General features: G+C 54.9%; 21 protein-coding genes. 8 read left to right on the top strand and 13 right to left on the bottom strand.

What is annotated here, in order from left to right:
- Positions 1–63: 63 nt before the first annotated feature.
- The 3 genes from A1830_RS15545 to ansP all read right to left on the bottom strand — a co-directional run bounded on the left by A1830_RS15545 (position 64) and on the right by ansP (position 3,654).
- Positions 64–963 (bottom strand): hypothetical protein, encoded by a 900-nt coding sequence (locus A1830_RS15545; protein ID WP_067708147.1) that lies wholly within the window; start codon positions 961–963, stop codon positions 64–66.
- Positions 964–1,431: 468 nt separating this feature from the next.
- Positions 1,432–2,013: a GDP-mannose pyrophosphatase NudK gene (nudK, locus tag A1830_RS15540; RefSeq protein WP_067708143.1), complete on the bottom strand. Its 582-nt coding sequence runs from the start codon at positions 2,011–2,013 to the stop codon at positions 1,432–1,434.
- Positions 2,014–2,193: 180 nt separating this feature from the next.
- Positions 2,194–3,654, bottom strand: a complete 1,461-nt coding sequence (gene ansP / locus A1830_RS15535; RefSeq protein WP_067708140.1) for an L-asparagine permease — start codon at positions 3,652–3,654, stop codon at positions 2,194–2,196.
- A gap of 362 nt (positions 3,655–4,016) precedes the next feature.
- On the opposite strand from ansP, the gene narQ reads away from it, so the two are divergent.
- Together narQ and A1830_RS15525 are read left to right on the top strand one after the other, a co-directional pair.
- Positions 4,017–5,684, top strand: a complete 1,668-nt coding sequence (narQ, locus tag A1830_RS15530) for a nitrate/nitrite two-component system sensor histidine kinase NarQ (RefSeq protein WP_231877648.1) — start codon at positions 4,017–4,019, stop codon at positions 5,682–5,684.
- Between the two features lie 216 nt (positions 5,685–5,900).
- The gene (locus A1830_RS15525) at positions 5,901–8,903 is read left to right on the top strand and encodes an efflux RND transporter permease subunit (protein WP_067708134.1); all 3,003 of its coding nucleotides are present in this window, start codon (positions 5,901–5,903) and stop codon (positions 8,901–8,903) included.
- A gap of 170 nt (positions 8,904–9,073) precedes the next feature.
- Here the strand turns inward: A1830_RS15525 and ypfM are convergent, their stop codons facing one another.
- Positions 9,074–9,133, bottom strand: coding sequence for a protein YpfM (ypfM, locus tag A1830_RS24035; protein ID WP_156485018.1), 60 nt, complete (start codon positions 9,131–9,133; stop codon positions 9,074–9,076).
- Between the two features lie 138 nt (positions 9,134–9,271).
- Here ypfM and A1830_RS15520 point away from each other — a divergent pair, with 138 nt between their 5' ends.
- A complete protein-coding gene (locus A1830_RS15520; RefSeq protein ID WP_067708131.1) occupies positions 9,272–9,721 on the top strand; it encodes a GNAT family N-acetyltransferase in 450 nt (149 codons plus the stop codon).
- A 108-nt stretch (positions 9,722–9,829) separates the two neighbouring features.
- Here A1830_RS15520 and A1830_RS15515 read toward each other — a convergent pair whose 3' ends face one another.
- Complete coding sequence (locus A1830_RS15515; RefSeq protein ID WP_067708128.1) at positions 9,830–10,024, bottom strand: hypothetical protein; 195 nt, start codon at positions 10,022–10,024, stop codon at positions 9,830–9,832.
- Between the two features lie 140 nt (positions 10,025–10,164).
- On the opposite strand from A1830_RS15515, the gene A1830_RS15510 reads away from it, so the two are divergent.
- From A1830_RS15510 to A1830_RS15500, 3 genes are read left to right on the top strand one after another with little or no spacing between them, the layout of a single operon-like run.
- Positions 10,165–10,524 (top strand): ArsC family reductase, encoded by a 360-nt coding sequence (locus A1830_RS15510; RefSeq protein WP_067708125.1) that lies wholly within the window; start codon positions 10,165–10,167, stop codon positions 10,522–10,524.
- 2 nt (positions 10,525–10,526) lie between these two features.
- Positions 10,527–11,654, top strand: coding sequence for a succinyl-diaminopimelate desuccinylase (dapE, locus tag A1830_RS15505; RefSeq protein WP_067708122.1), 1,128 nt, complete (start codon positions 10,527–10,529; stop codon positions 11,652–11,654).
- 10 nt (positions 11,655–11,664) lie between these two features.
- On the top strand, positions 11,665–11,853 hold the full coding sequence (locus A1830_RS15500) for a YpfN family protein (RefSeq protein WP_067708119.1): 189 nt from the start codon (positions 11,665–11,667) through the stop codon (positions 11,851–11,853).
- Between the two features lie 32 nt (positions 11,854–11,885).
- Here the strand turns inward: A1830_RS15500 and A1830_RS15495 are convergent, their stop codons facing one another.
- From A1830_RS15495 to dapA, 5 genes are all read right to left on the bottom strand, one after another.
- Positions 11,886–14,165 (bottom strand): tRNA(Met) cytidine acetyltransferase TmcA, encoded by a 2,280-nt coding sequence (locus tag A1830_RS15495; protein ID WP_082804192.1) that lies wholly within the window; start codon positions 14,163–14,165, stop codon positions 11,886–11,888.
- A 3-nt stretch (positions 14,166–14,168) separates the two neighbouring features.
- On the bottom strand, positions 14,169–15,032 hold the full coding sequence (locus A1830_RS15490) for a KPN_02809 family neutral zinc metallopeptidase (RefSeq protein ID WP_067708116.1): 864 nt from the start codon (positions 15,030–15,032) through the stop codon (positions 14,169–14,171).
- Positions 15,033–15,242: 210 nt separating this feature from the next.
- The gene (purC, locus tag A1830_RS15485; protein WP_067708113.1) at positions 15,243–15,956 is read right to left on the bottom strand and encodes a phosphoribosylaminoimidazolesuccinocarboxamide synthase; all 714 of its coding nucleotides are present in this window, start codon (positions 15,954–15,956) and stop codon (positions 15,243–15,245) included.
- A 137-nt stretch (positions 15,957–16,093) separates the two neighbouring features.
- Positions 16,094–17,128: an outer membrane protein assembly factor BamC gene (bamC, locus tag A1830_RS15480; protein WP_067708110.1), complete on the bottom strand. Its 1,035-nt coding sequence runs from the start codon at positions 17,126–17,128 to the stop codon at positions 16,094–16,096.
- A 15-nt stretch (positions 17,129–17,143) separates the two neighbouring features.
- Entirely contained in the window at positions 17,144–18,022 is an 879-nt protein-coding gene (gene dapA, locus A1830_RS15475; RefSeq protein WP_067708106.1) for a 4-hydroxy-tetrahydrodipicolinate synthase, read from the bottom strand.
- 157 nt (positions 18,023–18,179) lie between these two features.
- Here dapA and A1830_RS15470 point away from each other — a divergent pair, with 157 nt between their 5' ends.
- Together A1830_RS15470 and bcp are read left to right on the top strand one after the other, a co-directional pair.
- Entirely contained in the window at positions 18,180–18,773 is a 594-nt protein-coding gene (locus A1830_RS15470) for a glycine cleavage system transcriptional repressor (protein ID WP_067708102.1), read from the top strand.
- Entirely contained in the window at positions 18,751–19,218 is a 468-nt protein-coding gene (gene bcp, locus A1830_RS15465) for a thioredoxin-dependent thiol peroxidase (RefSeq protein ID WP_067708099.1), read from the top strand. Before A1830_RS15470 ends, bcp begins: the two co-directional genes overlap by 23 nt.
- A gap of 157 nt (positions 19,219–19,375) precedes the next feature.
- Here bcp and A1830_RS15460 read toward each other — a convergent pair whose 3' ends face one another.
- The 3 genes from A1830_RS15460 to A1830_RS15450 all read right to left on the bottom strand — a co-directional run bounded on the left by A1830_RS15460 (position 19,376) and on the right by A1830_RS15450 (position 22,970).
- Positions 19,376–20,449 (bottom strand): AI-2E family transporter, encoded by a 1,074-nt coding sequence (locus A1830_RS15460; protein WP_067708096.1) that lies wholly within the window; start codon positions 20,447–20,449, stop codon positions 19,376–19,378.
- An 80-nt stretch (positions 20,450–20,529) separates the two neighbouring features.
- Positions 20,530–22,116 (bottom strand): sensor domain-containing diguanylate cyclase, encoded by a 1,587-nt coding sequence (locus A1830_RS15455; RefSeq protein ID WP_067708092.1) that lies wholly within the window; start codon positions 22,114–22,116, stop codon positions 20,530–20,532.
- A gap of 248 nt (positions 22,117–22,364) precedes the next feature.
- A complete protein-coding gene (locus A1830_RS15450; protein WP_067708090.1) occupies positions 22,365–22,970 on the bottom strand; it encodes a DsrE family protein in 606 nt (201 codons plus the stop codon).
- Positions 22,971–22,981 lie beyond the last annotated feature (11 nt).

Genomic DNA, 22,981 nt, shown 5'->3' with positions numbered 1-22,981 from the left:
ATGTTGCACTCTCTACCTTATTACATTTCTTTATATCATCCACGACACTTAATAAGCAGGACGTTAATAAGAACCCACCCTATAGGCCACATTTAAAACATTTCCATTTACTTCCCATTCCTGCGTGCCGTTAGCGATATTGAAATATGTGGTAGAAAATACGCCGGTATCATTCGTCCAGTAATTGGACCGGGAAATCGTGTTCCAGGGAGCGTATGCCCTTAAGCTACCCCATTGGGTAAACAACGTTTTGTATGCACCCGGACTCAGAATATTATTTCCATATATACTTTCTGTCTGGTAGATGGTCCGCCTGGTTGCATCTATGTTGACAAAATTAGTAATCTGGAAGTTGTAGGAGACCTTCTCTTTTGTTACGCGATCTGTCCCTTCAATCAGACAAATCTGTCGGGGTCGATTGTGTATCGTCACTATTCCACTTCCTTTGCTGTCACTTTCAATAGTGACTTCAGCTGACGACTGGATGACGTTCCATTCTACATTGCCACTTCCACCGGTGGTATCTATCCGAAAGCTTGCTCCCGGCCAGGCAGTCGTTGGCTCCCCGGTTAACCTGAATAATCGGTTAGCATTGGCTACCTGACTTATTTTTAGGACATTGCTGTTTGCAATGAAATTAATGGGTAAAACCTGTTGCGTAGATTCTTCTCTGAATACCTCTGAAGTCACATTTACCTGTTCTGCCACTTTGTTAATCACAGAAAAGCGCACCAGGCCGTAAGGATCGGTATAATAGTGGTCAACCATTTGGCCATTACGTTTCAAAAGGGCATTACCACTCACTCTTACTAAAATATCTATGCTTCTTGCAGGATAGTAATCATCATCCATACAGTACACTTCAACAATATTTTCTGCTGTCCCGTCAGCTTTGGCATCGTTTTCAATGATTTTGGCATGCAGGTAAAAGCCGCTCTCTGACCTCAAATGAATTCTATTCATTAAACACCTCTAAGGATTGTTTTAAACAGCCCACCACTACAATAATATGAATACCCAAAGTCGATGACTCCAAATACCAGCATATATATAACCTCACCCGTAAATATTTGAACAACCTGACTTCCTTGTTACACACTAAATTCACCTGTAACCATTAACAGAGAAAATTCGCATTCCGTTAGCTCTTTAAAACTAGCATTTTCTCAGCTAAATTAAACAGGCATTAGTTTTATTATTTGTTGCTTAAGGCTTTTAAATTTTTAACTTCAATAATAAGCTTACCAATCAACTCATTACCCTGGAAAAACATCACTTTCATTTAATCCTGCTTTAACACCTGCTATATTTTAAAATTACATGACCAGGCAACAGAAAATATATTTATTTTCCGCAGGTATAAATTCTTGTTCGGTTTTTAAGTCTATAAAGGTGCTGACCGATCGCTTAACACCAGTCAGCACGGGTTGATCAGGCGAGACGCAGCCACCCTTCAATCAGGGCATGCTGTAGCAGCATCACTGTTTTTCCATCTTTAATCCGTCCTTCGCCAATCATCGTCCACGCCTCTGGGAAAGAGACTTCCATGACGTCAATGTCCTCATCCTCTACGCCGCCGCCTGCGTTTTCACGCAGCGAGTCATCATATTCGGCGGCGAAGAAATGCAGCAGTTCGGTGACCCCGCCCGGTGACATATACATATCATAGAGCTTTCGAACCTCCCCCACGGCGAAGCCCGTTTCCTCAATCGCTTCTTTACGAATACAGTCTTCCGGGGAATCGTCATCCAGCAGGCCAGCACAGGCTTCCACCAGCATCCCGCTCTCATTCCCGTTAAGCCAGGTGGCAATACGAAACTGCCGGGTGAGGATGACGCTATTCTTTTCGCGGTTGTAGAGAAGGATGGTTGCGCCATTTCCGCGATCGTAGACTTCGCGCTTATGCCGAATCGTTGAGCCATTGCTGGCGGTGAGATCGTAGGTGTAGTTACGCAGTACAAACCAGTTTTCTGACAGGACTTTGTTCTTAATGACTTCGATTTTGGCGGACATCTGGACTCCATTGCGTTGCCGGGAGTCTGCCATCTTAAGTCTGCAAGGCAGGGAAAACTATCTCAATTCTGAAGGTGCGGCCGGGCTGGATTGCTCACACTGATGCTTATCAGGCCGGGAGCTTAAAAAAAGGCGGCTCCACAGAGCCGCCTTTTTATGCAGTAAAAGCAGTGGATCCCTTTACTCAGCCTTAGGCTGCTGATGCTCAGTTGCGGCCACGGCATGAACCCGTTTGCGAACACCAAACCACCCCAGGATCAGCAGGAGCGCAATCAGCGGAATCGACGCAATAGTCCAGGTCCCGTTCGGGTAGTCAAATGCCATCAGCACCAGTACGCTGGCCAGGAACAGCAGCGTCAGCCACGAGGTAAAGGGTGCCCAGGGGAGCTTAAAGCTAACGTCCTCAGCCTTGCCCTCTTTGATCGCTTTACGCAGGCGCATCTGACAGACCACGATAAACGCCCATGAGGAGATAATGCCCAGCGAGGCAATATTCAGCACAATTTCAAATACCCGCGACGGAACGATGTAGTTCAGCCAGACGCCAACGACATAGACGCCGATAGTGACCAGAATGCCCATATAGGGAACCTGCTGACCGCTCATCTTCGACATAAACTTGGGTGCTGACCCGCCCATCGACATCGATCGCAGAATGCGTCCGGTCGAATAAAGGCCAGAGTTAAGGCTGGAAAGCGCGGCGCTCAGCACCACGATATTCATGATGCTTCCGACGTAGGGCACACCCAGCTTGCTGAAGAAGGTCACAAATGGGCTTTGACCAGCCTGGTAAGCGTTCCACGGCAGCAGCAGCACCAGCAGGACGACCGAGCCAACGTAGAACAGACCGATACGCCAGATAACGCTATTAATCGCTTTCGGCAGCATGGTTTTCGGATCTTTGCACTCCCCGGCTGCGGTGCCGACCAGTTCAATAGAGGCGAAGGCAAAGACTACCCCCTGCACCAGCACCAGCGCAGGCAGCAGCCCATGAGGGAAGAAGCCGCCGTTATCACTGATCAAATGAAAGCCAGTTGCATTGCCATCCAGCGGCTTACCGCTGCCGAGGAACACCACGCCGACAATCAGGAAGATAGCAATGGCCAGGACTTTAATCAGGGCAAACCAGAACTCCATTTCGGCAAACCACTTCACGCCGATCATATTCATGGTGCCGACAATCGCCAGCGCGCCCAGGGCAAATACCCACTGCGGCACGTCACCAAATGCCCCCCAGTAGTGCATATAGAGTGCAACTGCGGTGATATCAACAATACCGGTCATGGCCCAGTTGACGAAATACATCCAACCCGCGACGTAAGAGGCTTTTTCGCCAAGGAACTCGCGCGCATAAGAGACAAAGTTGCCGCTGGAGGGGCGGTGTAACACCAGTTCGCCTAGCGCACGCAGAATGAAAAACGAGAAGATGCCACAAACTAAATAGACAATCGCCAGCGCAGGGCCGGCAATTTGCAGACGCGCGCCTGCCCCGAGAAACAGACCCGTACCGATCGCACCACCAATAGCAATCATCTGAACGTGACGATTATCCATTGCTTTGTGATAGCCGGAGTCATGAGAGTTTAACCAACGTCTTCTGGCGGCGCGTTTATCCGCCCCTGCTTTTTTATCAGCTTTCATTATCTGTCCTATTAACCTGTCCACAGTGATAGGCGCAATCAACCCGGCGATCCGATCTGTCGCTGACCGACCAAACGATTGCGCGGCAGCACGAACGCCCCGGCACCAGCCCACTTTCTGTAATTATATGCCTGTTGAAAGTGGGAAAATTGCGGCGATGCATCCTAACCGTTCTACAAAGATGACGCAAAAAATCTGCAGTGGAAATCGTGTGCTTTTGTAATTTTTGCTCTCCAGCGCAAAAAAAATGTGAGACCGCTCGCGTACGACCGGCTTTCATCCGGGGCTTTTACCGCCCCTGTTTTCAGCGTGGCGGGATCAACTGAACGCGATATACTCACTCGCCTTCAGGGGGATAAATTATGTTAAAACGCTCAGTGACGGGCAGTCTGGCTCGCGTACTGTTTGCCATCGTATTGCTTTCGGTTCTGTCTGGCAGTCTGGCCCTGCTTACGCTTTCAGCCAGCCTGAACGATGCCGAGGCGGTAAATATTGCGGGTTCGCTACGGATGCAAAGCTACCGCATCGCGCTGAACGCCTCGACCGGAAAACCCGGGATTAATGAAGATATTCTGCGCTACCGGGAAACCCTTGAGGCACCGGCGCTGCGGGCGATTGACAGGCGCTATGTGCCCTTTAGCGTCCGTGAGCGCTATCATGAATTGCTGCATAGCTGGCAATCCCTTCAGCCTGCGTTGCAGGCGGGGAATACGCTGCCTTACCGGCAAAACGTCGCCCTTTATGTCGACCAGATCGATCGTTTTGTGCTGGCGCTACAGCGCTGGGCGGAACTCAAAATGAAGCTGGTCGCCGCGGCCAGCCTGTTGGGCTTTGTGACCATTACCCTGCTGGTATTCTGGACGCTGCGTTCGGTCCGCCGCCAGGTGGTGGTACCGCTCCAGACGCTGGTAACGGCCAGCGAGCAGATCGAGCGCGCCCATTTCCGACACGTGCCGCTGGATACCGCGCTGCAGAACGAGCTGGGGGTCCTGGCGCGGACGTTTACCCGCATGTCCGGTGAGCTGGAAAAACACTACCACCTGCTGGAGGAGACGGTGAGGGAGAAAACCCGTGATTTGCGGCAGGCTAACCGTCGTCTCTCCCTGCTGTATCGCTGTTCCGAAACCCTGGGAAGCCATCCTGATATCGCCCACAGCCTGCCGCTGGTGCTCCAGCAAATCCTCCAGTATGAGGATCTTAGCTGTATCTCTCTGACCGCACCGCCCCTTGGTAAGATAACCGCGGGCATGCCGGATCGGGCGATGCCGTGGCACAGCCAGCCTCTGTCGCCTGCCACAGGACATGCAATCGAGCTGCGCTGGCAGGCAAAAAAGAGTAAATCACGGCTGATGCAGGGGTTAGCCCCCCTCCTGTCGCGCTCGCTTCAGCTGGCTCAGGCCCAGCAAAAAGTTCAGCATCTTCTGTTGATGGAGGAGCGTGCCACCATTGCCCGGGAGCTACACGACTCGCTTGCGCAGTCACTCGCCTGGCTTCGCATTCAAATCGCCCGTCTGAGACGCGTGGTGAGCGAGGATAACGCGCCCGCCAGGGCGGTCGTCGGTGAAATGGATCTGGCGCTAAATGAAGCGAATCGTCAGCTCCGTGAGCTGCTTACCACCTTTCGCCTTTCGATAGAACCGGGTGAATTGTTAACTGCACTTCACCAGGTGATTAACCCGCTGCGTGAGCAAACGCGCGCGGTCATTACGCTCACCGGGGAACCCGCCAGCCGCCAGCTGGAACCGCAAAAGCAGATCCACGTGCTGCAAATCGTTCGGGAAGCGTTACTGAATGCTATCCGCCACGCTGAGGCTTCGGAGATTATTGTGCGATGTGGCATGGGTAAAGGCGGCGATAACCAGATTGAAATTAGTGATAATGGCTGCGGGATCCCCCCCCTGCCCAGCCCGGAAGGACACTATGGGCTCTCCATTATGCAGCAGCGGGCCAGCGGCCTTAACGGACGGCTGACTATCACGCCTTCACCAGGCGGCGGCACAAGCATACTGCTACAGTTTCCAGCGGCCTGAGAGTGCGCGGGCGTCTGATAAGCGGTGGCACGTTAATTTACATTTTCTCCTAAATTTCTCCACGATTCTTCACCGCCTGACGAGTAGAGTTAAACCGGGTCAGGCGGCAGCGAACAGCATAATAAAAAACGTCGCTAAATGGATTTCAGCGATGCCCGCCAGCGGACAGGATGAATGCAATACCTATCCCAATCAATTAGCCTGGAGCGCCCGTTAATGGCGAATTTTTTTATCGATCGCCCAATCTTTGCCTGGGTGATAGCGATTTTGCTTTGCCTGACCGGCACACTGGCAATCTTTTCCCTTCCCGTTGAACAATATCCACAGCTGGCTCCGCCCAATGTACGCATTACGGCGAACTATCCTGGCGCCTCAGCGAAAACGCTGGAAAACACCGTCACGCAGGTGATTGAGCAAAATATGACCGGGATCGACAACCTGATGTATATGTCTTCCCAGAGTAGCAACACCGGTCAGGCGACCATCCAGCTGACGTTCACCGCAGGCACCAACCCCGACGAGGCGCGCCAGCAGGTGCAGAACCAGTTGCAGAGCGCATTGCGCAAGCTGCCACAGGCGGTTCAGTCGCAGGGCGTGACGGTGACCAAGACGGGCGACACTAATATCCTGATGGTGGCATTCGTCTCTACGGACGGCAGCATGAAGAAGCAGGATATTGCCGACTACGTGGCCAGTAACCTTCAGGAGCCGCTGAGCCGCATTGACGGCGTGGGTGAAGTGGATACCTACGGATCGCAGTATGCTATGCGCATCTGGCTCGATCCCAATAAGATGATTAACTACGCGCTGACCACCTCCGATATCGTCAACGCTATAAAGTCGCAGAACAGTCAGGTGGCGGTAGGCCAGCTGGGTGGGCTGCCCTCGGTTGACCGACAGGCGCTTAATGCCACCATTAACTCGCAGTCGCTGCTGACCACCCCCGAACAGTTCAGAAATATCACCCTGCGCGTCAATCCGGATGGATCGGAGGTCAGGCTGGGCGATGTGGCCGAGGTCGGGCTGGGAGCTGAAAAGTACGATCTCCTTAGCCAGTATAATGGCCAGCAGGCCTCAGGGCTGGGGATCAAACTGGCCTCCGGGGCCAATGAGTTAGACACTGATAAGCGGGTACGGGCCCGTATCGACGAGCTGTCCCACTATTTCCCCCATGGCCTTGAGGCGAAAGTCGCCTATGAGACAACGCCGTTTGTAACGGCGTCCATTGAAGATGTGGTGAAAACCCTTATCGAAGCGGTGCTGCTGGTCTTTGTGGTGATGTACCTGTTTCTGCAAAACCTTCGCGCGACCTTAATCCCTACGCTGGCGGTGCCGGTTGTGCTGCTCGGCACCTTTGCCATCCTCTCAGCCTGTGGATTCAGTATCAACACGCTGACTATGTTTGCCATGGTGCTGGCGATTGGGCTGCTGGTCGACGATGCAATCGTGGTAGTTGAAAACGTCGAGCGAATAATGAGCGAAGAGGGGCTTGCCCCTCGTGAGGCAACGCGTAAATCAATGGGGCAGATCCAGGGGGCGCTGGTTGGCATCGCGCTGGTGCTGTCGGCGGTATTTATTCCCATGGCTTTTTTTGGCGGTACGACAGGCGCTATCTATCGTCAGTTTTCAGTCACTATCGTCTCCGCGATGGTGCTGTCGGTGCTGGTGGCAATGATCCTGACGCCAGCCCTGTGCGCCACGCTGCTTAAGCCGCTGGAAAAAGACCATCATCACGGTCGCCGGGGGTTCTTCGGCTGGTTTAACCGNACGTCGTTTCTGCCGCTGGAGGACAGGGGCATCTTTACCACGCAGATACAGCTGCCGCCGGGCTCGACATTACAGGAGACTAACAGGGTCGTTGATAAGGTCGAAAAGTACTATCTGACGCAGGAAAAAAACAATGTTGTATCAGTATTTTCAACCATCGGCGCGGGTCCGGGTGGTAATGGGCAAAACGTCGCGCGCATGTTCGTACGGCTGAAGGACTGGCAGGATCGTCCCGGTGCCAGTAATACCTCATTTGCCATTATTGAGCGGGCGACAAACGCCTTCCGCAGTATCAAAGAGGGCCGGGTTATTGCCAGCAGCCCGCCAGCCATCACGGGTATGGGGAGCGCCGCGGGATTTGATATGGAGCTGCAGGATCATGCGGGCGTAGGACACGACGCGCTGATGAGGGCGCGCGATCTGCTGCTGGCAAAAGCGGATGCCAACCCCGCGCTGGCGCGTGTGCGTCACAATGGTCTGGATGACACCCCACAGCTGCGGATAGATATCGATCAGCATAAGGCGCAGGCGCTGGGCATATCGCTTGACGATATTAACAACACGCTAGAAACCGGCTGGGGCTCCACCTATGTTAATGACTTTCTGGATCGGGGCCGGGTGAAGAAAGTTTATGTTCAGGCTGCGGCCCCCTATCGCATGCTGCCGGACGATATCGGTAAATGGTACGTGCGCAACAGCAGCGGTGGCATGGTGCCGTTTAGCGCTTTCGCCACCACCGCCTGGGAAACAGGCTCGCCCCGGCTGGAAAGGTACAATGGCTACGCATCGCTGGAGATTGTGGGAGAATCAGCCCCCGGCGTGAGTACCGGTACTGCGATGGACATCATGCAACAGCTGGTCAGCCAGCTGCCCGGCGGGATTGGCCTGCAATGGACGGGTGCCTCATTACAGGAGCGAATGACCGATTCTCAGGCCCCGGCGCTCTATGCTATTTCGCTGCTGGTGGTGTTCCTTTGCCTGGCGGCGCTTTATGAAAGCTGGTCCATTCCGTTTTCCGTCATGTTAGTGGTGCCGCTGGGCGTAATTGGTGCGCTGGTAGCCACCTGGCTACGCGGCTTGGAAAACGACGTCTATTTCCAGGTCGGACTGTTAACGGTTATCGGCCTGTCGGCGAAGAACGCCATTCTGATTGTTGAATTTGCGAATGATATCAACAGTCAGGGCCGTGCTCTGCTGGAATCAACGCTGGAAGCAGCCCGGCAGCGTCTGCGCCCCATCCTGATGACCTCGCTGGCCTTTATTTTCGGCGTGCTCCCCATGGCTATCAGTAATGGCGCTGGATCAGGCAGCCAGCATGCGGTTGGCACCGGCGTAATGGGTGGAATGATCTCGGCGACGGTACTGGCGATTTTCTTTGTCCCCCTGTTTTTTGTACTGGTTCGCCAGCGCTTTCCGGCCAGCGCGAAACCCGCAGGCGAGCAGGACAGATAATACGACCCAATAAAAAAGGCAGCGACAGGGCTAAAACCAGCCACCTAAGATGGCGAGGATCAGCCACCTAAGATGGCGAGGATCACAGCCTGCCGCTGCCTTGCATTGGGTTCAGGTACGCAGAAAAGTGTCACCGCTATTTCCTTATACCGGATGCCGATTGCGCGAAATTAACGCGCCAGCATCGCTTCTATAAATTCTTTCCAGTTCCCCAGCTCGACATCAATCATGCTACACCCCCGCGTTAAGATGGCTTTATTATAAGAATATTCCTAATTTTATAAAAACACTTTCACTCACTTACTGCTATCGGCAACGCTTATCAAAACTGTAATTAGCAGATGAGTTTAGGAGAGCAGATGAATCCAATGGTTCTGGTAAGGGAAAGCGGGATGGCTGATGTCGACTGGCACCAGCTTGCAGCATTGATCGAGCGGGCGGGGCTGAGCCACCGTGATCCTCGAACGCTACAACGTGCGTATCAACACTCTTCATTTGTCTGGTTCGGCTATGTTGATGGTGTTCTCATGGCTACCGCACACGCGATAAGCGATATGACCTGGGCCTCTTACCTCTCGGACGTCATTATTGATGTGGATTATCAGGGGAAAGGGTACGGTGGTCAGCTTATGGCAGCAATAATGGAAACCCTGACACCCTGCGGCAAGGTCTTTATCTATTCAATGCCGGAAAAAATTAGCTTCTATCAGCGCCTGGGCTTCGCCGAACTGACGACCGGCATGATCTATGCGCAGGGTGAGGCGCTACTGCGGCTGGAGGAAAAGGGGTTTATCAAAGCCCGCATTCAGGGAGCCTGAGACGCTCCTTTACCTCATGCCCAGGCGCGCACTGAGCCCCTGAACGAAATGATGTGATGATTGCATCGTTCAGGCATATAGCCATGGCCTATGCCGTTGTGCCGGACGCTATTTCAGTACGATTACCTTATCGTAACCACCGCTTTCGCTGTCGATATGCGTCTTTGCGTCGGGATGCTCGGCCAGCACGGCCTCAACAATATGGTTAAACTCTTCGCAGCGGCTCGGCTGCTTACGAATAATCACGATCGTAGACTGGGTCTCTTCTACCGTATGGGCAGAAGATGCTTTCATATAGTTCATATTGTCCCTCCGTTGCTGAGTCTGCTGCTTTAATGGTATCCCCGCCTTCCCTGCTGTCATGCAGGCGCATCCGATGTAGACTAACCGCCTGAACAGTCTTGAATAGTATAGAAACCCACAGAAAAAAGAAGGGAACCGTTATGCTTACAATGTATGGCATTAAAAACTGCGACACAATCCGAAAAGCGCGTAAATACCTTGAGGCACAGGGCGTGGCGTTTCAGTTCCATGACTACCGCGCAGACGGCGTGGATGCGGCCCTGGTGCAAAAATTTATTGCTACGCTGGGCTGGGAGGCGCTACTAAATACGCGCGGCACCACCTGGCGTAAACTGAGCGACGAACAGCGCAACGCAGTAAATAATGCCGAAAGTGCCCTGGCGCTGATGGTCGAACAGCCTGCCACGATCAAACGCCCGTTGCTCTGCGGCGCAGACGGCTCTATGCTGCTGGGTTTCAGTGAAAGCACCTACACGCCGTTTATCCAGGAGAAGCCGTAATTATGTTTTGTCCGGTCATTGCGCTGACGCAGCAGCTTATTCGACGCCCCTCCCTCAGCCCGGATGATGCTGGCTGCCAGGCCATTATGATCGAACGCCTGCGGGCGATGGGTTTCACCATTGAACTGATGCCCTTTGGCGATACGCTAAATTTCTGGGCCTGGCGTGGGCAAGGCGAGACGCTGGCGTTTGCCGGCCACACCGATGTGGTTCCTCCCGGAGACGGCAACCGCTGGATCAACCCACCCTTTGAGCCGACGATTCGTGACGGCATGCTTTACGGTCGTGGCGCGGCAGATATGAAAGGTTCGCTGGCGGCGATGATTGTCGCGGCTGAGCGCTTCGTCAGGGCTTTCCCTGACCACAAAGGCAGGCTGGCCTTTCTGATCACTTCAGATGAAGAAGCCAGCGCCACGTACGGCACGGTAAAAGTGGTCGAGGCGCTGATGGCCCGTCAGGAACGGCTGGACTACTGTCTTGTCGGAGAGCCATCCAGCACCGAAGTTGTCGGAGATGTCGTGAAAAATGGTCGCCGCGGCTCAATGACCGCCAATCTGACTATCCACGGCGTTCAGGGGCATGTTGCTTATCCTCATCTGGCCGATAACCCGGTTCACCGCGTGCTGCCCGCGCTAAATGAACTGGTGGCCATTGAGTGGGATCGGGGCAATGAATTTTTCCCGCCCACCAGCATGCAAATTGCTAACGTGCAGGCCGGGACCGGCAGCAATAACGTTATTCCAGGCGAATGTTTCGTACAGTTCAACTTCCGCTTCAGCACTGAGCTGACCGATGAGCAGATCAAACAGCGCGTAGAGGCGCTGCTGGAAAGCCATCAGCTACGCTACAGCCTGGAGTGGAAGGTCTCCGGCCAGCCGTTCCTGACGCCAACCGGGGATCTGGTGAGCGCGGTGGTGAACGCGGTTGCGCACTATAATGAAATTAAGCCGCAGCTGCTGACCACAGGCGGCACGTCGGATGGCCGCTTTATTGCCCGGATGGGCGCGCAGGTGGTCGAGCTGGGGCCGGTTAACGCCACCATTCATAAAATCAATGAGTGCGTTAAGGCGTCGGATCTGCAACTGCTGAGCAGGATGTATCAGCGCATTATGGAACAGTTAATCGCTTAAAGGAGTAGATATGGAACTATTAAAAGAGTACTGGTGGGTTCTGGTCATCGTGGTGATGGTAGGCATACTGATGAACGTCTACAAAGACCTCAAGCGCATCGATCCCAAAAAATATCTGGATAATAAGCCCGATCTTCCCCCGCACCGTGATTTTAACGATAAGTGGGACGATGGTGATGACTGGCCGAAGAAGAAATAGGGCCGGGCTTAAAAGATTGCAGGCTCAACCGCTTAGGCTGTGGAAACACCGCTGGCGCCGTCGCGTATCGCTGTCATCGTCGCTTTCAGCCACTGACTGCGCGGCGCATCCAGCGCTTCCAGGGCCTGCTGCGCCTCCAGGCGCCAGCCGGTCAGTAGCGCTTTGCGCCCGCTCAGCCCGTACCGTTCACAGAGTATAGCGGCTTCCACACCCTCCTCTACCGCCCCGTGCAGTAATGCCAGATCGAACACGCTGTGGTGCAGCAGACGCCCAAGCGATCCTACGCAGGCCTCGAGCGGACGCTGTGCCCACGCAAAGCCAGCCAGCTCATACCAGTCATCGTCATTAAGTCGCCGATCGGCTACGACCGGAAAGTCGAGGCCGGGTAGATCAATCCTTTTTTTCAGCCATGGCCAGTCGCACACCAGCCGCTGTACTGCGCGGGTGCATAGCGTTTTACCCCGATCGCTAACCGGCAGCATCGCCATTGCGCTATAACAGCCGCTGCTGGCCTCCTTTTGACTGCCCAGTCGTACCAGAGAGAAGCCACACGCGCGCCAGAATGCCCACAGCGATTCGGTAAAGCCAAAACTGACCGAGAGAAAATCGAGCTGGGCGGATTTGTCCAGGGTGCGCAGCACCATTTCCCGCCCCACGCCCTGGCGACGCAGTGCGGGAGCGATGGCAATGCGGCTGATGCGACGCGAGCGCATCTGCGCTGCCTCTGCAAAGCCAGCATGGGCCGCAAGCGACTGCGCAACAAGATTACCACGCGGGCGGCGAAAGCCAGCCCAGACGGCGTTCGATAGCGTCTCCGACAGCCCGCCCTCATCCGTCAGCCACAGCGCCCCCTGTACCTGCTCGCCCTGCAACGCAGCGCTAAAATGCATCCCCGGTGCGTCCATCATCCGCCGCAGATCCAGCGGCGACGTGCGATAGTGCGCGCTCGCCAGCAGCTGATAAATGGCCGAGAGCTGAGAAGGGTTGTGCTGCCAGTCAGCCTGTTCGGGAAAAATATAGCGAACGTCGCCTGCCCCAGGCTCGGGTATGAGGTCTGCGAACAGCAGCGCATCTCCGGTAAAGCGCTCGAGCGGATCGTCGGCGGCCCAGCGCAGCGGCTCGTCCAGCGTCAGCAGAGTGGCATCCGGCAGGGTGGCACAGAACTTCAGTAAAAAACCGCGCCCCGTTCCCTCGTACCCCTGAAGCGTAGTCGTCAGTAATACGCGCGGGTAAAGCCTGACCAGCCGGGTAAGAAGCGGCGTGGGGATGGCAGCCGCCTCATCGATCAGCAGCCAGTCGATGCCTGCCGGAAGGTGATCTGGAGGCGTTTCCAGCAGGCGGTCCGGTGCGATAAACGCAAATTGTTCGCCCGCGAACTGCTCCAGCACGGCGGTTGATACTTTTCCCGGAGCCGTGACCAGGCAACGTCCGGGCCAGCGCGCGGCAAGCTGGCCCGCCAGCGCCGACTTCCCCCTGCCCCGGGGGGCAATCAGCACAAAAATCCCCGGGTCGCTGGATAGCAGCCGGTTCAACAGCCTCTGCTGCTGTAGCATATGCTTCGGCTGCCAGTCAGATTCTGTGGGAACGGGAGAAAAAGATGAGGATTGAGATGGCGTCGCAGCCCTCGGCCAGTCAGGATCCCCGGGCAAGTCAGGATGCAGCACCGGCAACGCCATCGGCATCGGCATCGGTGAAGGCTGATTTGGTTGAGCGATCAGTGCAACGTCCTTATCCTGCTCAATCAACCCCTGTAGCCGCCGGATAAAGTTTGGCGTGGCGACAGGTAAATCACGTTCACTCCAGCGCAGCGAATCGTTATCCGGTAGCGCCGCCCAGCTCTGCCAGGGCGGCACCAGCATCAGCAGCCAGCTTCCGGCCTTGAGCGTCCCGGCGAGCACCGCCAGCGCCTCGGCGTGAAAACCCTGGCGCGCATCGAAAACCGCGTGAAGAAATTCGCGCCCCAGCAGCGTGCGCAGCGCAGGAAAAGCGCAGTGCAGTGGGCTTTGCGGCTTATCTCCCAGCCACAGCCAGTCGCCGGGAAGCGCATTGATCCACTCCCCTGCCTGTGCCTCTGCCCACGCCGACGTACCGCTTAGCACCAGCAGCCGGCGCTTACCCTGGCACCTGAGTGCCACAGTTTGCCGCTGTAAACCTTCGGTCTGCTGCGTTAAACCGTCAGTTTTCAGCGGCAAGGCTTCATCCTGCTGGGGGAGGCCAGCAGCTTGCCCTAATGCGCCACCAGGCTGTTCAGGCGCACCGGATTTCTGAGGCGGCAGCTGGCAATGCGTTTCCTGCGTCAGGCGGTCAGTCATGGATTAATGCGCAAAGGTATTGCACTGCCCCTGGTCGCCGCTGTCATAACCTTTTTTAAACCAGCTGTAGCGCTGCTGTGAGGTGCCATGGGTAAAGCTGTCCGGCACCACGCGCCCCTGACTCTGCTGTTGCAGGCGATCGTCGCCAATCGCTTCGGCCGCGTTAAGCGCCTCCTGCAAATCGCCCGGTTCCAGCACCTTTTCCTGCTGCATATAGTGTCCCCATACGCCCGCAAAGCAGTCGGCCTGTAGCTCCATTTTTACCGACAGCTGATTGACCTGCTTCTGGCTGGCACCCTGCTGCATCTGGCGAACCTTTGGTTCAATACCCAGCAGCCGCTGCACATGATGCCCGACCTCATGCGCAATTACGTAGCCCTGAGCAAAATCGCCATCGGCACCGAGTTTGTTTTTCATCTCGTCATAAAAGGAGAGATCGATATAGACCGTGCCATCGTTGGGGCAATAAAACGGCCCCATCACCGACTGTCCGGTACCGCAGCCGGTACGCGTGGCGCCGCGATACATCACCAGCTTCGGAGGCGTATAGGTTTTTCCCATCTGCTGGAAGATTTTCTGCCAGGTATCTTCGGTCGTCGCCAGGATAACCGAGGTGAACTTAGCCGCTTCATCCTGTTGGGGAGCAGAACGCTGCTGCTGCTGCGCAGGCTGAGAAACAGTGGTTGAACCGCCACTCAGCAGTGGCGTTAAATCATAACCGTAATAGCCCGCGATCATCACGATGACCAGCAGAATAATGCCCCCTTTCCCACGGGGGATACGCATCCGGCCTCCGCCCATTGAGGCGGGTTGATCATCACGGCGATCTTCTACATTATCGCTCTCACGACGCCCTTGCCAACGCATACACTACCCCTTGTTATTATCGCCCAGCGGCGGGTGCAGTGATTTTAGTCGGGAGAGCGGGCGAACACCAGTCCGGAGGCTAACCGCTGCCGCGCACTGCGGAATATGGCGCTGCGCGGATGACAGACGACTGCTGTCAGTTCAGCTTTAGTCGGGACTTCTGGCGACTGCTGTCAGTCCAGCTTCAGCCCCGACTTCTGGCGACTGCTGTCAGTCCAGCTTCACGCCAAGGCGGTTAGCGACTTCTTCGTACGCCTCGATCAAACCACCGAGGCTTTGACGGTAGCGATCTTTGTCCATTTTGTTCAGCGTCTCTTTATCCCACAGGCGCGCGCCGTCCGGTGAGAACTCATCCCCCAGTACGACTTCACCTTTGAACAGGCCAAACTCCAGCTTAAAGTCCACGAGGATCAGACCGGCATCCGCAAAGAGTTTGCTCAGCACCTCATTGGCGCGGTAAGTCAGCTCACGCATGCGCGCGAGGTTCTCTTTATTCACCCAGCCGAAGGTTTCGCAGTAGGACTCATTCACCATCGGATCGTGCTTCGCATCGTCTTTCAGAAACAGATCGAACAGCGGTGGGTTGAGGACCAGCCCTTCCTCCACGCCCAGACGTTTAACCAGCGAGCCTGCCGCACGGTTACGCATTACGCACTCTACCGGCACCATATCCAGCTTTTTTACCAGCGCTTCATTGTCTGAAAGCAGCGCTTCCATCTGGGTTGGGATCCCGGCTTCCTGCAATTTGCTCATAATGAAATAATTAAATTTATTGTTAATCATTCCTTTACGGTCAAACTGCTCAATACGTTCACCGTCCAGTGCTGACGTATCGTTGCGGAATTCGAGAACCAACAGATCCGGGTTTTCGGTGCTGTAGACGGTCTTCGCTTTGCCGCGATACAACTCAGCCAGTTTTTTCATCTTGTATAACTCCAGGCGTTAATTCGGGATTGAACAGAAATTACCGGTCACTATTCTATTATCTGCGGCGAAAAAATCGAAGCAATCGTTTACGCAGCCGCAAATAAAAAAGGCCGGACGTATCCGGCCTGATGCTTTTACTTGCTAAATGCGGCCTGGAAGACCGGGACCAGCGCATCATTTTGCGACTGGGTCAGCGTATGCCCTTTCGGATCGAGGAACTGCAGGCTGCTGCGGTTATCCAGATCGCCGACCTGTAGCTTATAGTCACCACTGGTCAGGCCCGGATCTTTCGCGCCCAGCTGGTCCCAGGTCTCGCTGTCAGGCGTTTTGTAGGTCACTTTCAGGCTGCCCTGAGAGTGATTTTTGTCGGTTACCTTCATGCCAACGCGCTCAAGCGCAGCGGGCAGACGTTCCCAGACGGTATTGAACGGTGCACGGACGATAAGGTCAGGCAGGCCGGTATCGTCAGCCCCACTCTGAACGTCAATCTGCGTAGTGCTGCGTTTTGCGGCGGCATCATCGCGCAGGGTTTCGATTTTATCCAGCCCCATGCTCAGCTCATTCAGCATCTGCGCGGTGTAGCGCTGCTGCTGAACCGGCGAGTTGACGCCTTTGTTTTCCTGCTGTAGCTCAAGCAGCTTAACGGTTAACGCCTGCTGGTAGCCCTGCTGCTGTACGCTGATCTGGTAGCGGCCACGGTACTGATGGTCTTCATCCGCACGGTTCCACTGAACCCAGTCGGTCGTCAGCGTCTGGCTGGCGTCGGTGCGGCTGGCAATCGGGTAGTTCCGGGCCTGTACCACATCAACCACCTGTGGCCACAGCGCACCGCTGCGGGTGTTATCCAGCATCAGCACGCCGGAGTTACCGGCAAACTGGGTGCGCGCGCCGTTAATCAGCGCCAGAGGCTGCGCCGGTGGCCGAATGTCCAGGGCCTTACCGACTGCGCCTTTACTGCTGACCGACGGGATGTCGTAGTCACCGTTTTGCAACGGAAGGATCATTCCGGCCGGAGCGTGCAGATCGCTGATATCCGCCGCTTTCAGATAGGATTCATCACCGCTGACCTGGCGCTTATAACGCTGATCGCTTGAGCAGGCTGCCAGCAGCATGACCAGTGACAGGCCAACGACTTTTGCGACCAAAGTTTTTTGTACTGAGTAAGCCATTACTTCTCCATAAATTTAAAGCAGACCCGCGTTTTTCAGCGCCTGCTCAACAACCGGACGACCGGCATCAGTCATCGGCGTCATCGGTAGACGCAACGTGTCGGTTGCAATTAATCCTAACTTTTTCGCTGCCCATTTGACCGGAACAGGATTAGGCTCAATAAATAGCTTCTGGTGCAGGTGCATCAGTCGCTGATTAAGGCGTCGCGCTTCTTTAAAATTACCCGCTTTTGCGAGTTCGCACAGTGCAGCCATTTCACGAGCGGCAATATTTGCCGTAACGGAGATAACGCCCTGCCCGCCTAACTGCATAAAATCGAGGGCGGTAACATCATCGCCGCTGACAAGGACGAAATCATCTTCAACCAGCTCTTGGATCTGACTAACCCGCGATAAGTTCCCGGTTGCTTCCTTGATTCCGATAATATTTTTGATTTTCGCCAGTCGACCCACGGTTTCGGGCAGCATGTCACAGCCGGTACGGGAAGGAACGTTGTAGAGCATCTGCGGCAGATCGGTGCTTTCAGCAATGGCTTTGAAATGCTGATAAAGCCCTTCCTGAGTGGGACGATTGTAGTAGGGGGTGACGGTCAGGCAGCCAACCACGCCGCTGTTCTCGAAACGTTTCGTTAGTGATATGCCCTCTGCCGTGGCATTAGCACCGGTTCCGGCGATCACCGGAATACGCCCATCGGCCAGTTCCAGCGTCATCATCACGACATCGCCATGTTCTTCATGGCTGAGCGTGGCGGATTCACCGGTGGTCCCCACCGAAACAATTGCCGAGGTTCCGCTGGCGACGTGATAATCAATCAGTTTTTTCAGACTCGCGCGGCAGACATGCCCTTTATCATCCATCGGCGTAACGAGTGCAACAATACTTCCCGTAAACATTAGCCATCCCCTCCATAAACAAGTGCTTCATGGTACGTTTGACCGCTATTGAAAAGCAAGCAGACAAGCCGCCAGGCCCCTTGGCAGAGGGTATTTTTTATGTTTACCTTACTGTTATCACAATTGCTAATTATCAAGACGGACAGGAAGCATCATTTTGCCGCAGTCTCAGCTTCATCATCTGGCTATTACCGCCGTTGGCGTTGACCGACCGGGAATAGTAAACACTATTACCCGCCATGTTAGCAGCTGCGGCTGCAATATCGAAGACAGCCGCCTGGCCATGCTGGGTGAAGAATTCACCTTTATTATGCTGCTCTCCGGCAGCTGGAACGCGATCACGCTGATTGAGTCAACGCTGCCGCTGAAAGGGGCCGAACTTGAGCTGCTGATCGTGATGAAACGCACGACGTTTCGCGCACGACCACCGATGCCCACCACGGTTTGGGTGCAGGTTGAGGTGATCGATTCCGCTCACATTATTGAACGCTTCACCGATCTGTTCTATTCCCATCAGATGAACATTGCTGAGCTGGTCTCGCGCACGCAGCCAGCGGAGGAGAATCAGCCTCCCCTGCTCTACATTCAGCTGACGGCACATAGCCCGGCTCATCAGGATGCCACATTCATTGAGCAGGCTTTTAACAAGCTATGTACAGAACTGGATGCGCAGGGCACTATTAGCGTGGTCAAATATCCACAGCACGAAGAGAAAATGGAGAGTAACGATGAATCCACTGAAAGCCGGTGACCTTGCGCCGAAATTTAGCTTGCCCGATCAGGATGGCGAACAGGTAAATTTGACCGACTTCCAGGGGCAGCGCGTTTTGGTTTATTTCTATCCCAAAGCGATGACGCCGGGCTGTACTGTCCAGGCGTGTGGCCTTCGAGACAGTATGGACGAGCTGAAAAAAGCGGGCGTCGACGTGTTAGGGATCAGCACCGATAAACCTGAAAAGCTGTCGCGTTTTGTTGAAAAAGAGCTGCTGAATTTCACCCTGCTTTCCGATGAGCATCACGAGGTTTGCGAACAGTTTGGCATCTGGGGCGAAAAAACCTTTATGGGTAAAACCTACGACGGGATCCACCGTATCAGCTTTCTGATCGGTACCGACGGCAGGGTTGAGAAAGTGTTTGATGATTTTAAGACCGCTAATCATCACGATATCGTGATGGACTACCTGAAAGCAGTCTGACCTGTTGAAGGGCGAGCTCATCGCCGGACGCAGAGGGTAAATCAGAAGGGCGAAATGCTTCGCCCTTCTGCCACGATCAATCACTGCTACGGCAATCGCACGTAATCTATAATGGCAGCGACAGCAGACACTGCTTTTCACATCGCGCTTAATGCTGCTACGGCAATCGCCGCTTCTCATGATGATGCTCTTCAGGCCAGGCGTGGACGACCGCCTTAACCAGCGTAGCCAGCGGGATGGCGAAGAAGACGCCCCAGAATCCCCACAGTCCGCCAAAAATCACCACGGAGAGGATAATCACCAGCGGGTGAAGGTTGACCGCTTCTGAAAACAGCACGGGTACCAGAATATTGCCGTCCAGCGCCTGAATAATCAGGTAGACGATGATCATGGTCCAGAAATCCCCGCTCAGCCCCCACTGCGCCAGGCCCACGCCAATCACCGGAAGGGTAACGGCAAGCGCCCCCACGTAGGGGATTAATACGGAGAACCCCACCAGCACCGCCAGCAGCAGGGCATAGTTCATGCCAATAGCCAGGAAACCAATCCAGGTGGCGATCCCGACCACCACCATCTCCAGTACCTTGCCACGAATATAGTTTGATACCTGCTGGTTCATCTCTACCCATACCTGCCCCGCCAGCCCGCGATTGCGCGGCAGGACACGACCGATGGCGGCCAGCATCTGCGCTTTATCCTTTAGCAGAAAGAAAACCATCAGCGGCACCAGCACCAGATAAATCGCCAGGGTCATCAACCCGACCAGCGAGGCAAGTGAATATTTCACCAGCTGATCGCCCATCCCGCTAAGCCGGCTGCGCAGGTTCTCCACCACGATATCAACAATGCCGACGTCCATTAGCGTAGGAAAACGCTCCGGCAGGCGGGTGGCAAAACGGTACAGCCCGGTCAGCATCGTGGGCAGCTCGTGGGCCAGGTTAATGCCCTGCTGCCAGGCCACCGGTGCAACGATCAGTACCAGCACCAGCAGGATCGAGGCAAAAATCACCAGCACGATGCTGGCCGCCCAGGTGCGTGAACAGCCCATACGTTCCAGGCGCACGGTCGGCCACTCAAGCAGATAGGCCACCACCAGCGCCACCAGCAGCGGTGCCAGCAGGCCGTTAAAGAAAAACAAAATGCAGAAGGCGGCAATCAAAATCGCCAGCAGCGCGATAGCCTGGGGATCGCTGAAACGGCGGCGATACCACTGTATTAACAGGTCGAGCATGGCGTAAATCCTTGCGTACTAAAAGTGGCGGGAGTGTACCTGAAACGGGCTGCCGCTGTCGCGTGGCAGGACAGCGGCGCTTATGGCGCAGCCATCCCGCAGGATTGGCTGATTATCACGCAGTTGCGCCCGGCATTTTTTGCCTGATAGAGCGCGTCATCCGCCTGCTTAAACGTTCGCTCCATCGGCATATCGTCAGCTGACCATAGCGCCACCCCAATCGAAATGGAGATGCTGCCAACGGTTTCCAGCCTCTGCTGCTCATTTTTCTGCCGTACGCGTTCGGCAATGGCCGCCGCCATTTCGCGATCGGTCCCGGGCAGGATCATTAAGAACTCCTCGCCGCCGCTGCGACAAATAACATCGGTCTGCCTTGAGCTGCTAACCAGCTGCCGGGCCACCGTTCTGATCACGTCATCACCCACGTCGTGACCCCAGGTATCATTAACCCGCTTGAAATTATCAATATCTAAAGCCAGTACCGCAAAAGGCTGGCGCGTGGCGAGAAAATACTCCAGTACCGCATTCAGGCCACGGCGATTGAGCAAGGACGTCAGGGGATCGGTTTGCACTTCAAATTTCAGGCGGCCAATTTTTTCCTGCAGCATGCCGATACCGGCGAGTAAGGCACGTTTAATCTGCGAGGCTTCATAGTACCAGGAGCGAATATCTTTGATCTCGCCGGATACGCCCTGCGCATCCATCTGGCTGGCCTTGCGCGCGAGCTGCCATAAAGGCAGGGCGATCAGCCGCGCCAGAATCCAGGCACACACCAGCGTCAGTAAGGCAAAGGGTACCGAATGCTGCAACACTTTCAGCAGCAGGCTGCTGAGTGGCGCGAGCGTGGCCTGCGTCGGTTTCATCGCGACGATAGTCCAGCCCGCAGTCGGCACGGTCGCGTAACCGGCCAGCATCGGCGTACCGCCAGGTGGGGTAACCTGACCGGAACCGTTCCCGTTGGCTTTTTGCTGCGAATCGCTGATTAACGGTGGGATTTTCTGCCCGATAAGCCTGCCATTCTGATGATACAACACGCGGTTATCATCATCGACCACATACAGCGACGATCCGTCACGGTAAAATTGCTCACCCAATAGCGCATTGAGAATGCTTTTTTTCTTCAGGTAAATAGTGCCGCCGACAAAGCCGAGGTAGCGTCCATTTTTCGCCCGGATCGGCCAGGAGACGAAGACCATCAGATTATTGGCCGCCGAAATGCTCGGGCGTGATATCAGGGGCCTGCGCTCTGAAAGCGCCTGCTCGGTGGCCGCCGTTTTCAGATGCATACCCTTCAGCATCAGCGACTCCGGTGAGATGGCCCGGACCCAGCCGCTGGCATCGACGATTGCCACGGAGTTAAAGCTGTTAGTCTGCTGCCGAAGGCGCTCGACCTCATGCTGAAGCACCGCGTCGCTCTCCTTTTCCGCGCCCAGTATTTTTGCACTATAGGCAAGCTGCGACTGGGCCAGCTGAAAGAACATTTCGGTCGTGGAGGCCAGCTTGGTGGCGTAAACGCGGTTAGACTCCAGCGTATTATTGATCAGCACTTCTCGCTGTACGCGCCAGGTGGCATACAGCGAATTGGCCAGCGTAATGACGATGCTGGTGATGGCTAAAAGCGTAATAAGCGTACGCAGGTCCGTTTTTGGCCGACTCAGCCTCAACATAGACCCACCTCAACGAGACGTTTCATATCAAGCGCCTTATTATTATCTGTGCGCGTTTGTCTGGAATTTGCGTTATGCCCTGGTAAAGCACGGCGCTGATTGTACAGGTTTCGTGCTTTTTGGGAATATTTGAAAGCTTTACCACGGCAATAAACTTCCCTGTTTTGCAGGTTCGTTTATAGTGCGGCAGGTATGTCAGAGGGAACGAGGCGGGTCGGTGACCCGCCGGAGAGAGTGAGACCGCGAGATTACATGGCGAGGAAAGCGTAACCCTGGTTTTCCAGCGTGGAAACGGTCGTCGGGCTGGAGAGCGCGTGGGTGACAGATTTATCGATCCAGTCGCGCTGGAAGTGGTGGAACGCAACGGACTGGTCGCATACGGATACGTCAACGCCGCTGGCCCGCAGCTCGCTAATTAGCTTGAGATTTGGGTTATCAATACCGAACATCTTTTTGTAGTGCGCGTTATTCAGCATCGCGGGGGTACCGTCTCCGGTGACCGACACCACAAACTTCAGCTTATCCGTCGGCACGCCGGAAGCGACATAGAGATTGACCACGCGCGCAACGCGTTGCAGCCCCAGGTTCGGATCGTTAGGGCCATTTTCAGCTTTGGTGATTTGAAAAACGACCTTATTGCTGTCACCCACCGCAGGTTTATACGCCGCGTCAGATTCGTAATGAATTTTCCCATACCCATCGACCGTCGGCGTGGTCCAGAATCCGGCGGGATCGGCTGGCTCGCTGCTAAAGCGCTCGCTAATTTTCGACGCTATTTCAGGCGCCTGAGAAAAACTGGCACCAACAAAACCCGCAACGACGGCGATTAAAACATAGGATACTACTGGACGCATGAAATGCTCTC

The organism is Erwinia sp. ErVv1 (genome assembly GCF_900068895.1).
Lineage (GTDB): Bacteria > Pseudomonadota > Gammaproteobacteria > Enterobacterales > Enterobacteriaceae > Erwinia.
Note: the sequence above shows the minus strand (reverse complement) of the source record. Positions and strands in the feature narration are given on the sequence as shown.